Source organism: Pseudovibrio sp. SCP20 (genome assembly GCF_057774105.1).
In genome coordinates this window covers 1,598,289-1,613,185 of the sequence record NZ_JBYMDH010000001.1, presented here as the reverse complement: position 1 = coordinate 1,613,185, position 14,897 = coordinate 1,598,289, and the positions used below count along the sequence as shown (strand labels likewise).

Annotated in this window: 12 protein-coding genes and 1 pseudogene; 4 read left to right on the top strand and 9 right to left on the bottom strand. The window is 52.4% G+C overall.

Annotated elements, in window-relative coordinates; all coding sequences use genetic code 11:
- Positions 1 to 2 precede the first annotated feature (2 nt).
- Positions 3 to 1,134 (top strand): peptide chain release factor 2 gene (gene prfB / locus AC3CB2_RS07080; protein WP_128647353.1). Its coding sequence is split into 2 segments (ribosomal slippage): positions 3 to 71 and positions 73 to 1,134, totalling 1,131 coding nucleotides; the frame shifts between segments, so codons are not numbered across the junction.
- A 76-nt stretch (positions 1,135 to 1,210) separates the two neighbouring features.
- On the opposite strand, the gene AC3CB2_RS07075 is transcribed toward prfB, so the two are convergent.
- From AC3CB2_RS07075 to AC3CB2_RS07065, 3 genes are all read right to left on the bottom strand, one after another.
- Positions 1,211 to 2,497, bottom strand: coding sequence for a M23 family metallopeptidase (locus AC3CB2_RS07075; protein WP_352929736.1), 1,287 nt, complete (start codon positions 2,495 to 2,497; stop codon positions 1,211 to 1,213).
- A 94-nt stretch (positions 2,498 to 2,591) separates the two neighbouring features.
- Positions 2,592 to 3,476, bottom strand: coding sequence for a ferritin-like domain-containing protein (locus AC3CB2_RS07070; protein WP_352929739.1), 885 nt, complete (start codon positions 3,474 to 3,476; stop codon positions 2,592 to 2,594).
- A gap of 3 nt (positions 3,477 to 3,479) precedes the next feature.
- Complete coding sequence (locus tag AC3CB2_RS07065) at positions 3,480 to 3,977, bottom strand: peroxiredoxin (protein ID WP_352929742.1); 498 nt, start codon at positions 3,975 to 3,977, stop codon at positions 3,480 to 3,482.
- A 295-nt stretch (positions 3,978 to 4,272) separates the two neighbouring features.
- Here AC3CB2_RS07065 and AC3CB2_RS07060 point away from each other — a divergent pair, with 295 nt between their 5' ends.
- A complete protein-coding gene (locus tag AC3CB2_RS07060) occupies positions 4,273 to 7,443 on the top strand; it encodes an AsmA-like C-terminal domain-containing protein (RefSeq protein ID WP_352929744.1) in 3,171 nt (1,056 codons plus the stop codon).
- Here the strand turns inward: AC3CB2_RS07060 and AC3CB2_RS07055 are convergent.
- The 4 genes from AC3CB2_RS07055 to AC3CB2_RS07040 all read right to left on the bottom strand — a co-directional run bounded on the left by AC3CB2_RS07055 (position 7,436) and on the right by AC3CB2_RS07040 (position 11,316).
- Complete coding sequence (locus AC3CB2_RS07055; protein WP_352929747.1) at positions 7,436 to 8,197, bottom strand: class I SAM-dependent methyltransferase; 762 nt, start codon at positions 8,195 to 8,197, stop codon at positions 7,436 to 7,438. The genes AC3CB2_RS07060 and AC3CB2_RS07055 overlap by 8 nt on opposite strands.
- A gap of 159 nt (positions 8,198 to 8,356) precedes the next feature.
- Complete coding sequence (gene tyrS / locus AC3CB2_RS07050; protein ID WP_037035782.1) at positions 8,357 to 9,610, bottom strand: tyrosine--tRNA ligase; 1,254 nt, start codon at positions 9,608 to 9,610, stop codon at positions 8,357 to 8,359.
- 193 nt (positions 9,611 to 9,803) lie between these two features.
- Complete coding sequence (locus tag AC3CB2_RS07045) at positions 9,804 to 10,184, bottom strand: bleomycin resistance protein (protein WP_352929750.1); 381 nt, start codon at positions 10,182 to 10,184, stop codon at positions 9,804 to 9,806.
- A 706-nt stretch (positions 10,185 to 10,890) separates the two neighbouring features.
- Positions 10,891 to 11,316: a MarR family winged helix-turn-helix transcriptional regulator gene (locus AC3CB2_RS07040; RefSeq protein WP_352929753.1), complete on the bottom strand. Its 426-nt coding sequence runs from the start codon at positions 11,314 to 11,316 to the stop codon at positions 10,891 to 10,893.
- Positions 11,317 to 11,484: 168 nt separating this feature from the next.
- Between AC3CB2_RS07040 and AC3CB2_RS07035 the strand changes: the two genes are divergently transcribed.
- Complete coding sequence (locus AC3CB2_RS07035) at positions 11,485 to 12,081, top strand: YceI family protein (RefSeq protein ID WP_352929756.1); 597 nt, start codon at positions 11,485 to 11,487, stop codon at positions 12,079 to 12,081.
- Between the two features lie 182 nt (positions 12,082 to 12,263).
- Here AC3CB2_RS07035 and glnA read toward each other — a convergent pair whose 3' ends face one another.
- Positions 12,264 to 13,673 (bottom strand): type I glutamate--ammonia ligase, encoded by a 1,410-nt coding sequence (gene glnA / locus AC3CB2_RS07030; protein WP_014285966.1) that lies wholly within the window; start codon positions 13,671 to 13,673, stop codon positions 12,264 to 12,266.
- A 120-nt stretch (positions 13,674 to 13,793) separates the two neighbouring features.
- Positions 13,794 to 14,132: a P-II family nitrogen regulator gene (locus tag AC3CB2_RS07025; RefSeq protein ID WP_008547261.1), complete on the bottom strand. Its 339-nt coding sequence runs from the start codon at positions 14,130 to 14,132 to the stop codon at positions 13,794 to 13,796.
- A 393-nt stretch (positions 14,133 to 14,525) separates the two neighbouring features.
- Between AC3CB2_RS07025 and AC3CB2_RS07020 the strand changes: the two are divergent.
- A pseudogene (locus tag AC3CB2_RS07020) lies at positions 14,526 to 14,894 on the top strand (VOC family protein); the annotation flags it as partial.
- Positions 14,895 to 14,897 lie beyond the last annotated feature (3 nt).

The following is a 14,897-nucleotide window of genomic DNA, read 5'->3' as shown; positions in this document are numbered from 1 at the left end:
CGATGCGCGCCGAAATGGAGGCCATCGTCGACGAAATCAAGCAGGCCATAAGCCTGCTGAGGAGGCATCTTTGACTGGGACGTCGCACTTGTCCGTCTAGATGAACTCAATGCGCTTTCTGAAGATCCAGATCTTTGGAATGACCCGACGAATGCGCAAAAACTTATGCGTGAACGACAGCAACTTGATGACAGCATCAACGGCGTTCGCAAGCTTGAGCAGGATCTCGTTGACAATCAGGAACTGATTGAAATGGGCGAGATGGAGGACGATCAGTCTGTCGTTGACGAGGCTGAGGGTGCTCTGAAGGCTATGCTTGAGCAGGTCAACAAGCTTCAGTTGCAGTCTCTGCTTTCCGGTGAAGCAGATGGCAACGACACTTACATCGAGATCAACTCTGGTGCGGGTGGTACGGAGAGCCAGGACTGGGCCAGCATGTTGCTGCGTATGTATCGTCGTTGGGGCGAACAGCACGGCTACAAAGTTGAGCTGATGGAATACAACGACGGTGAAGAAGCTGGCATCAAGTCTGCGACTTTGCTTGTGAAGGGTGAGAATGCCTATGGCTGGATGAAGACCGAAGCGGGTGTCCACCGTCTGGTTCGTATCTCCCCATATGACTCCAACGCGCGCCGTCATACGTCCTTTGCGTCTGTCTGGGTTTATCCGGTTATTGATGACAGCATCAATATCGAGATTAATGAGGCCGACTGCCGCATTGATACCTACCGTGCGTCTGGTGCAGGTGGTCAGCACGTGAACACGACTGACTCTGCTGTTCGTATTACGCACAATCCGACTGGTATTGTTGTTCAGTGTCAGAGCGAACGTTCTCAGCATAAGAACCGCGCTACTGCGTGGGACATGCTGCGTGCGCGTCTTTATGAAGCTGAGTTGCAACGCCGTGAAGAGCAGGCTAACAAGGATGCTGCCTCCAAGACCGATATCGGTTGGGGCCACCAGATCCGCTCTTACGTTCTGCAGCCATACCAGCTGGTGAAGGATTTGCGGACCGGTGTTGAAAGCACTGCGCCTTCTGACGTTCTGGACGGTGATCTGGACAAGTTCATGGAAGCAACGCTCGCGCACCGCGCCTTCGGCAATGCGCCAGCTGCGGTTGAAGATCTGGACTAAATCTTATCTACTGCAATGAATGAGAAAAGCCCCGGAACTTAGTTTCGGGGCTCTTTGTTTTCCATGGTAATGAATATCACGGCAGGTTGAGGGCGACCTTGGTTTGCTGTTTAGGGCGGAAGATCGCCGCCAGTCTGTCTCCTGTGCGGATGAAGCGCATTGGGTTGACTGGTTTGCCGTTCAGGCGCACTTCGTAGTGAAGATGAGGGCCTGTGGATCGGCCGGTGTTGCCGACTGTGCCGACCATATCGCCCATGTTGACGCGTTGACCTTCACTTACCAAAAGCTTTTGCATGTGGGCGTAGCGGGTGATCAGGCCATTGTCGTGAACGATCTCTACAGACAGACCATAGCCGCCGTTGTAGCGAGATAGTGAGACGATTCCAGCGCCGGTTGCTTTCACAGGGGTACCGCGGCTGGCTTTGAAATCGAGCCCGGTGTGAATTGCCGGTTTGCCGAGGAATGGATCGGTGCGTGCCCCATAAGGGCTGGAGATGTTAAAGCTGTTCAGCGGCCGCCCGAATGGGAGCGCATCTACCTTCGCGTTCAACTCAATGCGTTGCTCGATGATCCGGCGGGCAGCAATCATGCTGCTGTCGAGATCAGCCGTTCCAATGTCCTGATAGATGCCACCAGCAGAAGAGCGAGGTGTGACAAACACTGGCTGAGAGACACCAGCTTTCTTGAGTAGGGTGTTGGCCCGTTTGATGTCATCCAGTGCGGCTTGCGTGTAAGCCGTCAGCAGAAGTTGGCCTTGAGCTTGCTTGGAGTAGAAATCTTTGTGTGTTGCTGCTTGTTGCTCAGCAGCGGCCTTTTTCCCCGACAGAGTGCCCAGAATATCCAGCGGTGCAGAGCTGTTCTGCTGCGGCGCGTAGGACAGACTTGCTGTTGGAGCTGTAGTTGTTGTGCTCTTGAGCGGTTTGCGCTTTGGGGACGGTGGGATTGCGGAAAGGACGAGATTGGACTGCTCCGCCAGTGTTACCAGAGCTTCGATTTCTCTGAACTGGCGCAGCAAGAGTTCTTGCTGTTTACGGGCTGGAGCGCTCAAACCAGAAGCGTCCTGATCCATACGGCCTCTCAGCTCTCCAAGCTGAAATTTGAGGTCCCGGATTTCGCTTTCATAGTTTTCACGGAGAGCTATTTCTCTGGATAATGTTGAATTAAGTCGTATCTCGCTGAGAGACTGCTGAAAGCTGCTTGCTAATACTGCAGAGACCACAGCCGTGGCAGCGAGACCGGAAATCCAATAGGCTACAGGCGGAATTGAGCGCAGCTCAGATGTGATGCGGGAAAGCCACATTGGACCATCCAACTTCAATTGACTGTAATTGCTGGAAAACTCACTGCACCTAGAAAGTTTCATCGGATGACCACTTGCTCAGTTTGCCTACTGGAAATGATTTGTTAAATTCGATTAAAGTTAGTTATGGTTAATAAAGTCTAAGTGCGGTGTATCATTAGGTCAATTTGATGAGCGGGCGGTAGAAGCCCGGGGTGAGGCCAGCTTCAGATCTTGCCCTGTCATTAAACGGGGGCTTCAGTGGTCCTTTGAAATGCTGTTTTACGAGCTGTTGAAAACGTGGCTCCGGGCGGACGCGTTGGCGGTCACACATGAAGCGGAACCACTTTGCTCCAAAGGCAACGTGCCCTTTTTCATCCCGATAGATCACATTCAGCACACTGGCTGTGTCTTCATCCCCCGTGGCGTTGGCCTTCTCGATCATGGATGGTGTGATGTCGAGACCGCGTGCTTCCAGCACCAGTGGGATGATTGCCAGACGGGCCAACAGATCCTTACCGGTGGATTGAGCCGCCTGCCATAGTCCATCGTGGGCAGGGAGGTCGCCATACGCTGCGCCAAGCTTTGTCAGTCGTTCCTGAATGAGTGTGAAGTGCTTTGCCTCTTCCAGGCCTACGCGGACGAAATCATCGTAGTAAGAGCGCGGCATTGGTACATGCGTGAAGCGGCCTATCAGATCCCAGGTGAGATCGATGGCATTCAGCTCGATATGGGCCAAGGAGTGGAGCAGGGCGACTTTGCCGTTTTTGCCGCCAACGGCGCGCTTTGGCATATCGCGAGGTGGAAGTAGTTCTGGTGTGGCCGGGCGGCCCGGGCGGTCCGGCATTGGCCTTTCAGCAGATCCTCTTGAAATGGAGAGCGCCCCTTTGAACCATTGATTGGCCACATAGTAGGCAAGTGCGACTTTCAGCTCCAGATCAGGTGTCGCCAGGATCTGGCGTGCACCGTCCTTGAGCGACTTTACACTGATATATTCAGGGAGGTTGAGATGCGCTTGTCCAGCAAACGCATCTGCTTCATTCTTGCCCGGTAGTTTTGGCATTCTTTACTGGCTCAGACTCTTCAGTTCTTCCAAAACCTTTTCGACGTGGCCGGGAACGCGGACCTTGCGCCAGATCTTGGCAATCTTGCCCGTTTTATCTATGAGAAACGTCGAGCGTTCAACGCCCATGTACTTCTTTCCGTACATGTTTTTTTCTACCCAGACGCCGTAGGCCTCGCAGACCTCTTTGTCGGTATCTGCCCCAAGTGTGACAGTTAGCCCGTGTTTCGCCTTAAACTTGTCATGCTTTAGTGCTGTATCGGGCGAAATGCCAATGATAACAGTATTGTGTTTTTGAAACTCAGCCGCATGTTCGGTAAAGGCAATTGCTTCCTTGGTGCAGCCGGGCGTGTCATCTTTAGGATAAAAGTAAACAACGACTGACTGGCCAGTTTGTTCTGATAAAATGAATTGTCCTTGCGAATCTGTGGCTAAGGAGAAATCCGGTGCCGGCATTCCTTCCAACGGTAAGGAAGGTGTCGCATCTTTTGTATCAGGCATTCTTTATTTGCTCCTGGGGTGTGCAATTTGTCTCTCAGGACTGCGTTTTTCTACATGGTGTAGATAAGTAATTTATCTTGCAGAGCACCTGTGATCACGCGATGCTAGCGCAGGTTACGATTCGAGCATACTCGAACGGACTACTAAAACAGGGAATAAGATTCTGGCTGTTGATGTTGGGAATTCAGCAGAGCTTGAAAGCTCTTCGGTTACACGCCGTTTTAAGCGCCGCGTTGTCTGGGGCGTTGTTTGTGTTTTTCTGTTTTTGACGATTGGTTTTGGCGGTTACCGTTTGATGAGCGGGCCGGTTTCTGTGCCTTATCTGGTGGATTGGGCGATCCGTCAGTTTGAAAGCAAGGCACTGAATGTCACGGTCGGCAGTGCCCAGTTTGACCTGTTTGGTGACAATGGCAGCCGCATCATTCTTGAAGACTCTCTCATTCGTGTTAAAGGGCGCACAGCTGCGACTGTTCTGCTGCCCCGGGCTGAGATTGGTATCAATCTCTCCGGTCTTTTGACGGGTGATCTGGAGATCACAAGTGTGGCGCTTGAACGCCCATCTGCAACCATTCGACTGGCAAGTGGTTCAGAGCCTCTGCCACGGGTTCAGAACCGTGTTGTTGCGATTGACAAGTTCAGTGTGATTGCAGTTGAGGAACTTAAGCGCTGGCACCTTGAAAAGGTTGCGATTGAGTACGGCCGACTGGTGATCAACACTCAAGGGGAAGAGTTCGTCGCTGATGGCATTGATGCAAATGCCGTGCTGCTGGATGACCTTTCCTTTGCTGTGAACGCGAAGATCGTGGGCCGTGAAGGGGATTGGTCATGGGATCTGAAACGGACCGTTACGCCAGAAACGGGTGTTCGCAATATCTCTGTTAATCTGCGAGATGCTTCCCTGCGTGACCTGCTGCCAACACACAGTTTTGCCCGCGATGATAAACTGGCCAGTACTCGCTTGTCCGTTGAAGCCAGCGCTGAGCTTTGGGCGACGGGTGAGTTTGTTAGCGCAGATATGAATGTGCGGACTTCTCCGATCTTCATTCGCACTGCACCAGACAACTCCATCACCGTTGATGAAGCGTACCTAGACCTGAAACTGCAGCGCGATACTCCCGACATTATCGTTGGCCGGTCTTATCTGCGCCGCAAGAACACGCGGGTGGTGTTTGGCGGTGTGTTGCAGCCACCTGTCACTGAGGGGGCAGAGTGGAACTATTCTCTGGGCTCTCGTGAGATCGTGTTGGCACCTGCGGATGTGAACTCGCCGCCACTGCTTTTCCCGGATGCGTATGCATCTGGCTCGTTTGATCCGGCGAACTCTCTGATTTCAATTGAGCGAGCACGGGCGGTTGGCCTTGATGCGGACATCAATGTGGCTGGTTCATTCTATTACGGTCAGCCGGGGCCATCTTTGGCTCTTTCTGTTTACACCCCAAGCCTTAGCTTTGGTGAGGTGCTGCAGGTTTGGCCGACGATTACAGCTCCAAAAACCCGCGACTGGCTAATCAATCATCTTGGTCCTGGCCGTGTCGACAATGTGTATCTGGACTTGGCGCTTGGGCCTGCAGCTTTTGATGGTGATAAAGCAACGCCTGCCTGGCAGGGGAACGGGCTGACAGCGACGTTTGATGTGATTGATGGCTCCATCAAGGCGCTGAACTCACTCCCTGTGGTGCGTGATCTGACTGGATCAGGGAAGATTGAGAACGAAGATTTCTCGATCTCTGGCACCAACGGTCACTTCCGTATGCAGGATGGAAATATCGTCAAGGTTCCGGAAGTTCAGTTTGCCATCAAGAAGATTGCTTGGCCTGGTATCCAGCCAGCAGAGCTTTCTGTTGTTGTGACAGGTCGGGCAGATGATCTTGGCGTACTTGCAGATTCTGAGCCGATCAACGCACTGGACGGCTTTAGTGTGGTGCCTGCAGACCTATCCGGTACAGGTGAGGTACGCGTTGAAGCATCGTTCCCTCTTGCTAAGAACCTGAAAGTCAAGGACGTTGACTGGCGCGCCAATCTAGATCTGAAGGACTTTACCAGTAAAGCGAAGATTTCAGGTCAGACCATTGAAAATGCAGATCTGATTGTTCAGGCAGATACGAAGCAGACGCTGATTACCGGTAAGGGCAAGCTCAACGGTTTCCAGTCTGAGATCGATCTGAGTACCAGCCGTGATGGCAGTGGCGGTGAGGACCGTCAGGGGGTTACGTTTGTTGCGAATGCCAAGGATCTGAAAGACTACGGCGTTGATCTACAGGATTACATCAAAGGTCCGATCAAGGTCAGCTATGAGGATAGCGGCGGTGCGCAGGTGTTTGAGCTGGATCTGGCGAAAGCTTCCATCAATGTGAGGGAAGTTGGCTGGAGTAAGGTTCCTGGCGTTCGTGCAACTGCGCGTTTCCGTGTGACCAGCTCTGGTAATGCCAAGACACTGCATAACTTCTCGTTCCTCTCTGAGGGAGTGGAAGTGCGTGGCAATCTGAAGATTGATAGCAGTGGCAAGTTATCTCTGGCTGATTTTTCGGCGTTCAATTTGCGTCCGAATGACAATGCGAAGATGACTGTGCGCCCGCGGCGTGGTGGGGGCTACAAGGTCGTACTGAATGCAGAGCGCTTTGATGGTCGTGCCCTGCTGGATAGTTTTGGTGGTGATGGTGGTTCGTCTGCAAGCAAAGACAGGAGAGACGTTGTTGAGGTTGATCTGAGCTTCCGCCGTTTGATCGGTTACAGAGGCGTTCAGGCGTCCAACGTGCGCGTAGACGGGTTGTTCCGTGGTGAGAGCCCTGTCGATCTTACAGTCTCTGGAGCGACTTCCAGTCGTGGTCAGTTCAACTTCACTGTTGGTGGCGAAGGGAAGCACCGCTTTGCGAAGGGTAAGCTGAACAACACCGGTGAATTCCTGCGCTTCATGGACATCTTCCCGCGCATGCGCGGTGGTAGCGGACGTGTTGATATTCAGATGCCGAGCGATACCAACTGGGCTGGTCAGCTGACTGTGACGAACTTCTCCATCACAGAAGATCCGGCCATTAAGGCGCTGAAAGGCATCAAACCTCGTGAAATTCGTGGGTCGCGGAACAGTGAAGTCTATTCGGCTGCGGTGAACTCTGGTGAGGCATCGTTCCAGAAGATGCGTATGCAGTTCTCCCGTAATGGCGATACGCTGAATGTTTCCAAAGGAACGCTGAGCGGCGCGATTATTGGCGGGACGTTTAGTGGAAACGCTAATCTGAAGAGCCGAAAGCTGGACATGGCAGGCACATTTGTACCGGCTTATGCGCTGAACAACCTGTTCGCCAAACTGCCTGTGATTGGCCTCATTCTTGGTGGTGGGTCTTCCGATGAAGGGTTGTTTGGTGTGACTTACAAGCTGGATGGCACTTTCGAGAAGCCTCAGTTCCAGGTCAATCCGGTCTCAGCGATTGCGCCGGGCGTGTTCCGCCGGATCTTTGAGTTTAAGTAGTGTTGACAGGGAGGTAGGCTGCGAAGCGCATGCACACGTAGTCTGCTTCCCAACCTTTTTCTTTTGAATAGAGATCTGGTTTCAGGCGTTTGATCGTCTCTTTGTAAAACCGTTTTTTATGTGCCTCGCTGAGCTCTTCTGTCAGGCTGCCGGTAAAGAGCTCCAACCAGCCCTTCATGCCCGTTTCCAGCGGCGTTCTGCGTTCTATCTCCGTGTGATAGGTGAGCGAAAACCCTGCCTCTTTCAGAGCGTGCATATAAGTCTTAGGGGATGGGAAGATCCAGGGGCTTTTGTAGGGACCGAAATCTCTGTTCTCGGCAAACACATTTTCCATTGCAGAGCGGATGATCCGGCAGTTTCGGTCGCAGCCCATTTCACCCACAAACCTACCTCCCGGTTTCAGGGCTTTGACAACGCCGCGAATGACGCCTTTGTAGTCCTGCATCCAATGAAGGGCGGCGTTGGAGAAGACAGCGTTGAACTCATTTTCAAACTCAAGCTTTTCGCCGGACATGAGCAGGGTTTTGATGCCTTTCTCATTGGCTTGCCTGAGCATGTCCTCTGCGGTGTCGATGCCGGTGACGAGTGCGCCGCGGTTTTGGATTTGTGCAGCCAGTGTGCCTTCACCGCAGCCAAGATCCAGAATGATTTCTCCCGGCTCTACAGAGAGCAGCTCAAGCGCATCCTGCCCGAAGTCGGGGACATAGGCGGCGTGTTTGAGATACTGCTGTGCGTTCCAGTTCTGCAGGACCATGGATTTGCTCCGTCATTCCTGAGTAGAGGGTACTGGAAGGAGCCTAGTTCTGAGTGCAAGTTTCTGCGCGTAATTGGTTAAACTTGCGCTGTTTTGTGAGCAAAGAAAAAGCCGGGCGTTGTGACCCGGCTTCTCTGAATTCTTTGTGCTGTCAGTCGGTTAGACTGGCTTAACAAGAACGTGTTTTTTCTTGCCGAGGGACAGCTTGATGACGCCGTCGTCGGTCAGGTCCGCTTCGGTGATCTCGCGTGTGTGATCCTGTTCCGCTTTATCGTTGATGCGAACAGCGCCGCCTTTGATGTTGCGGCGGACTTCACCGTTGGAGGTGCACAGGCCTGCGGTTACGAACACGTTGAGGATGCCGATGCCGTCGTTCAGCTCTGCAGCTGCGATCTCAATGGTTGGCAGACCAGCAGCGTTCGCACCTTCTTCAAAGGCTTTGCGAGCGGTCTCAGCGGCTTTTTCAGCCTCTTCACGGCCATGGAGCAGGGCGGTTGCTTCAGTTGCCAGAACCTTCTTGGCTTCGTTGATGCCAGCGCCTTCCAGAGCTGCCAGACGCTTGATTTCGTCCATTGGCAGAATAGTGAAGAGTTTCAGGAACTTCTCTACGTCAGCATCTTCGGTGTTGCGCCAGAACTGCCAGTAGTCATATGGGCTGAGCATGTCAGCGTTGAGCCATACGGCGCCAGCAGCGGTCTTGCCCATCTTTGCGCCGGATGCGGTGGTCAGCAGCGGCGTGGTGAGAGCGAAGAGTTCTTTGTCTGCGAGGCGACGACCAAGATCTACACCAGAGAGGATGTTGGACCACTGGTCAGAGCCGCCCATCTGCAGGCGACAGCCGGTACGGCGGTGGATTTCGAGGTAATCGTAACCCTGCAGCAGCATGTAGTTGAACTCGAGGAACGACAGGTGCTGCTCGCGTTCCAGACGTAGGCGTACGCTGTCGCGCTGGATCATCTGGTTGACAGAGAAGTAGCGGCCGACGTCGCGCAGGAAGTCCATGTAGTTGAGTTTCAGGAGCCAGTCGGCGTTGTCCATCATCATTGCGTCAGATGGGCCGTCACCAAACTTCAGAAATTTTTCAAAGACTTGCTTGATGCCGTTCTTGTTGTCTTCGATGGTTTCATCGGTCAGAACCTTACGGCTCTCATCCTTGCCTGTTGGATCACCAACGCGGGTTGTACCACTGCCCATCAGGGTGATAGCGCGGTGACCAGCCTGCTGGAACCAATAGAGCATCATGATCTGCACAAGGGAGCCGACGTGCAGGCTGCTCGCGGTACAGTCAAAGCCAATATATGCGGTGACGGTCTCGTTGGCGCACAGCTCGTCCAGCCCTTCGGCGTTGGAGAGTTGGTGCAGAAAACCGCGTTCTTCCATTGTCCGCATAAATTCGGATTTATATGAGCTCATTGGTCAAGCCTGTTCAATTTACTGAGTATTTCCAAGTTGAAAGGTCTATACCTGAGTTTTTGCCGGGATTCACTCGTTTTTTCTGGAAAGCCCAAAAGGGATGCGGGGCATTTGGGATTGTGCGGGTAAATTGTGTGGTTGCTGTGAGGGAGTGGTGCTGCAACGGCGTGTGGCGAAGTGGCTCTTTTGAGGTTCAGAGCGGAATGCGACCGAATTTCAGCAGGTTACCGTGTGGGTCGTGGATGTAGAATTCTTCCATGTCCCAGGGACGTTTGGCGAGTGGAGTGAGGCGGGGTTCGCTTTTGCCGTCTTCTGGAAGGCCGAGTTTGCGGAATTCCTCGTGAAGGGCTGCGATTGGGCCACCGCGAAAATACACACTGCTGTTTTCGCAGAGGTGCTTTTCTGTGGTGAGCCAGAAGTGAATTTCCAGATTGTCTCTTCTCAGAATCAGAAAGTCGTCGCGCTCATACACGATGTTGGTAAAGCCCAGTTGTCCTGCGTAAAACGCCTTTGTTTCCTGGATGTTGAGGGAAGGGAACGTGGGGAGAAGTTCAATGGTATCGGCTGTTGTCATCACCAGAATCTCTAAAATATGAATGTGAATAGTATATTTTAGAGGGGAGCAAGCACATTGCAATGGCCAAAAGAAAACCCCGTGACCTTCTCGAAGGCTCTAACGGGGTCTTGCTTTTCTGGTTGGATCGCCGCGATTTACCGTTTCAAGGCTATATGCTTGGGCGCCTTATATGATTTCTCGCCCTTGTACGTCCGGGTTCGATCCTTGCTTACCGCCTGATGACGCTCAGTCGTTCAGGCCGTTTTGTAGTGCCGATATATTGTGGCATCCTGCAGAGGGTCTTCATAAGTGCCGAATTGCCTTTATAAACACCGTACAACATGCAGGTCCGGTGGAGTCATTGGCTCTCCTTTTGTTGACCTGTTCCTAACGTAGGAACGGTCGGCTTTTCTTTCAAGAGAAGGGGGAGAAAATAGTTAGTGCCGGTTTGCTCTGATCATTTCACTTTTTGAAAAAGTGTAAAAAGAAGGCGACCTTAGAAGGCCGCCTTTAAAAGGTATGCGGGTCTAATCAGCACGGTCAGTTGCTGATAACCTCGCTGCACTTAAACGCAGTTTCGTGACGGGGTGATGACATATTCCCCTTGCGCTCATATGTGCGTTGGTTTGCGTTCTTTTGTGTTTTTCTGCGTTGCTGTGTTGAAACGGTTGTGATGCCCTTCGGAAGCTTTTTGGTACCAGCCTCCCATGGTCGCTGAAAAAATCTAAAGCAGCGTTTTGAGAGCTTCTGCCAGCTGTGTGGCGTTGTCCGGGCTGACTTTGGTGTCAAGCTTTTCTATCAGCATGCGTTCGTAGGTTTGCCACATCTGGGCGCGGAGGTCTTTTCCCTTCCCGGTGATGTAGAGGGTCTTGCCGCGTTTGTCTTTTGGGGCCGGTTTGCTTTCGACCAGTGCTGCCTTGGCGAGAGACTGGATGACGCGGGAGAGGTTGGCCTGCTGGAAGAGGACGCGTTCTTCCAGCTCGAACTGGCGCAGGCCGTCCGGTGCGTTCTCCAGCTCCCAGAGGATGTCGTACCATGACAGAGGGGGAAATCTTTCTGCTTTAAAGGCGCTCTCAATCTCCGTGTAGATGGTCTTTTGCACCCGGTTTAGGGCGATCCAGAGAGAGACTGACTCTTTGCTGACAGACATCACATCCTCGTTATTTTCGCATTCAGGACTTGAAACGTGTTTCTATTCATTTAGATGTATATACATGCATATATATTAATTGACTATAAATCAATAAGTTAATGGATGTGCGCCTATGAAAAGCTACAGTTTTTATGTGGCAGACAGGGATATGAGGTAGGAAACAGCATGAAGCATTTCACAAAATTTGCCGTTGTTGCGGCATCACTTGCATTCACCGCATCGGCGCAGGCTGCAAGCTACAAGTTTGACCCGACGCATACGGAGGTTCGCTTTTACTACAATCATGCGGGGTTAAGCGAGCAGTCCGGTGAGTGGAAGGTTATTAGTGGCGACGTGGAGTTTGATCCGGAAAAGATTGAAGAGACCAAAGTTTCCGTGGTCATTGACCCTGCCAGCATTGATACGGGTGTTGAGGCGCTGGATGAGCATATGAAGAACTCTGACTTCTTCGATGTAGAGAAGTATCCGGAGATTACCTTTGTTTCCACGAGTGTGAAGCAGACCAGTGCGACAGGTGTCACGCTGGTAGGAGATCTGACCATCAAGGATCAGAAGCATCCGGTGGAGCTGGACTTTAAGCTCAATCACAATGGCCCGCACCCGCTTGGCAGCTTCTTTGACTACTATCAGGGCCAGTGGATTGGCGTAGAGGGCAAAGGTGAGATCCTGCGCAGTGATTTTGGTGTGGGCATGTTTGCGCCGCTGACCAGCGACCGTGTGCGTCTGGAGATCTCTGCGGAGATGCGTGAGGGTGGCTGGTAAGCCTGTCTGATGCAGCTTTGTATCGTCTGATGTGATCAGGCAGCGTGCTCTTAAAAAAATAAAACCCCGACTGGGGCCAGTCGGGGTTTTATTGTGTCTAAATGACGGGACTGTTTTTGATGGGCTTATCCGCTTGGAGATACGCCCGGGGTGCATTGGAGTTAAAACAGCCCCTTCATAGATTAGACAGAGTAGTACATGTCGAACTCAACTGGATGAGGGGTCATGTCTGTACGCAGAACTTCTTCCATCTTCAGTTCGATGTATGCGTCGATCTGGTCGTCGTCGAACACGCCACCTGCTTTGAGGTACTCACGGTCTGCATCGAGGCTTTCCAGAGCTTCACGCAGAGATGCTGCAACAGTTGGGATCTCGGCGAGTTCTTCTGCTGGCAGATCGTACAGGTTCTTATCCATTGCATCACCAGGATGGATCTTGTTCTTGATACCATCAAGGCCAGCCATCAGCTGTGCAGCGAACGCCAGGTATGGGTTTGCTGTTGGATCCGGGAAGCGAACTTCAACGCGCTTACCTTTTGGAGAAGAGGTGAATGGAATACGGCAGGATGCGGAACGGTTCTGGGAAGAGTATGCCAGAAGAACTGGAGCCTCATAGCCCGGTACCAGACGCTTGTAGGAGTTGGTGGACGCGTTGGTGAACGCGTTCAGAGATTTCGCGTGCTTCAGGATGCCGCCGATGAAGTACAGAGCGTTCTCGGAAAGGTCAGCATACTGGCTGCCAGCAAAAGTTGGCTTGCCTTCGTCCCAGATGGAGAAGTGGCAGTGCATGCCGGTGCCGTTGTCGCCGAAGACTGGCTTAGGCATGAAGGTTGCGGACTTGCCATACGCGTGAGCAACTTGGTGAACCACGTACTTGTAGATCTGCATGTGGTCAGCACAAGTGGTCAGGGTCTGGAACTGCATGCCGAGTTCGTGCTGAGCAGCTGCCACTTCGTGGTGGTGCTTTTCAACCTTAACGCCCATGTCAGACATAACGGTCAGCATTTCAGAGCGGATGTCCTGACAGCTGTCGATTGGAGGAACCGGGAAGTAACCACCTTTGGTGCGTGGACGGTGACCGAGGTTACCGGACTCGTACTCGCTGTCCATGTTGGATGGCAGTTCGGAACAGTCCAGCTTGAAGCCGGTGTTGTATGGGTCTGCTGCGAAGCGAACGTCGTCGAAGATGAAGAATTCAGCTTCCGGGCCAACGAACACGGTGTCACCAGCGCCACATGCTTTCACGTAGGCTTCTGCACGCTTTGCAGTCATGCGTGGGTCACGGTTGTAACCTTCACCTGTGCGTGGGTCGAGAACGTCACAGAAGATGGACATGGTGGACTGTGCGAAGAATGGGTCGACGTGAGCTGTTTCCGGATCTGGCATCAGCATCATGTCGGATTCGTTGATTGCTTTCCAACCACCGATGGAAGAACCGTCAAATGCAACGCCTTCAGCGAACATGTCTTCATTCACCTGGGAGATATCCATGGTGACATGCTGCAGCTTGCCGCGCGGATCAGAAAAACGAAGATCTACGAACTTTACGTCTTTTTCCTGGATTTCTTTCAAGACATCAGCGGAGGTCGTCATAACTTCCTATTCCTCTTATAAATTCGCCAGTGGCGTCGTGTTATACTGTTGAAGACCAAACTACGCGGGACTGTTCCCCCCAACTCGTCACCGGTCCCCCATTTATCCCTAAGGAATTACTTAAACGGCGTCTTCGCCGGTCTCACCGGTACGGATACGGATGGCTTCTTCGATGGAAGAGACGAAGATTTTACCGTCACCGATACGACCGGTTTGTGCTGCGTCGCGAATAGCTTCGACAGCTTTGTCGACAAGATCGTCATTGAGTACGATTTCCACCTTTACCTTTGGCAGGAAGTCGACCACGTATTCAGCGCCGCGGTAGAGTTCCGTATGGCCTTTCTGGCGGCCAAAACCTTTTGCCTCGGTAACGGTGATCCCCTGAAGGCCAACCTCCTGAAGTGCTTCTTTCACTTCATCCAGTTTGAACGGCTTAATGATCGCCTCAATTTTCTTCATGGTCGTCACACTCTCAGTTCGTCTTGTATCTGCTCCGCGGCTGGTCTGGCATGCTCTTTAAAATGACCAGTGCGTGTGCAGAAAGTTCGCGATTCAAAACTTACGGAAATATGAATGCAGAAACCGTGCCAGTTTTGAAATTTTCTTAAAAAGCCACAAAAGCGGGCATTCCTCTCCCTCAATACTAATGGGAAAGTGCATCTGAAATATATCTGGTGCACAAACACTGCGCAGGATGGTTAAAAAATAGGCAGTGTACCTTTTGTTCATCTCGCCAGAAACTAGGTGTTGGTTCCCTGTGCAAGGCAGGGTTATGGTTGGAACAGCAAAAGCTGATGCAGTTTCTCGTGCGCTCTGATCAAGTCTCTTGAGGGAGTGCGCTTAAAGGAGCGAGTGATGAGGTTGGTTTCTCTCGACCATGTCGTGCTTACCGTTCATGATGTTGAACGTACCAGTCGTTTCTATCAGGACGTGCTGGGTATGGAGGAAATCATATTCGGAGGCGGGCGGCGGGCGCTGCACTTTGGCCAGCAGAAGATCAACCTTCAACCCATTGATGTTTCGCAGGAGCCTTTAGCCAAGGAGCAGATGCCGGGCACGGCTGATCTGTGCTTTCTGGTGGAGAGCCTTGATGCGGCCATAGCACGGCTGGGTGCTGCGTCTGTGACCATCGTTGAGGGGCCGGTGTTCCGGACCGGGGCCAGTTCGCCCATTCTATCCGTTTATATAAGAGATCCGGATGGGAACCTGATTGAGCTGTCTCAG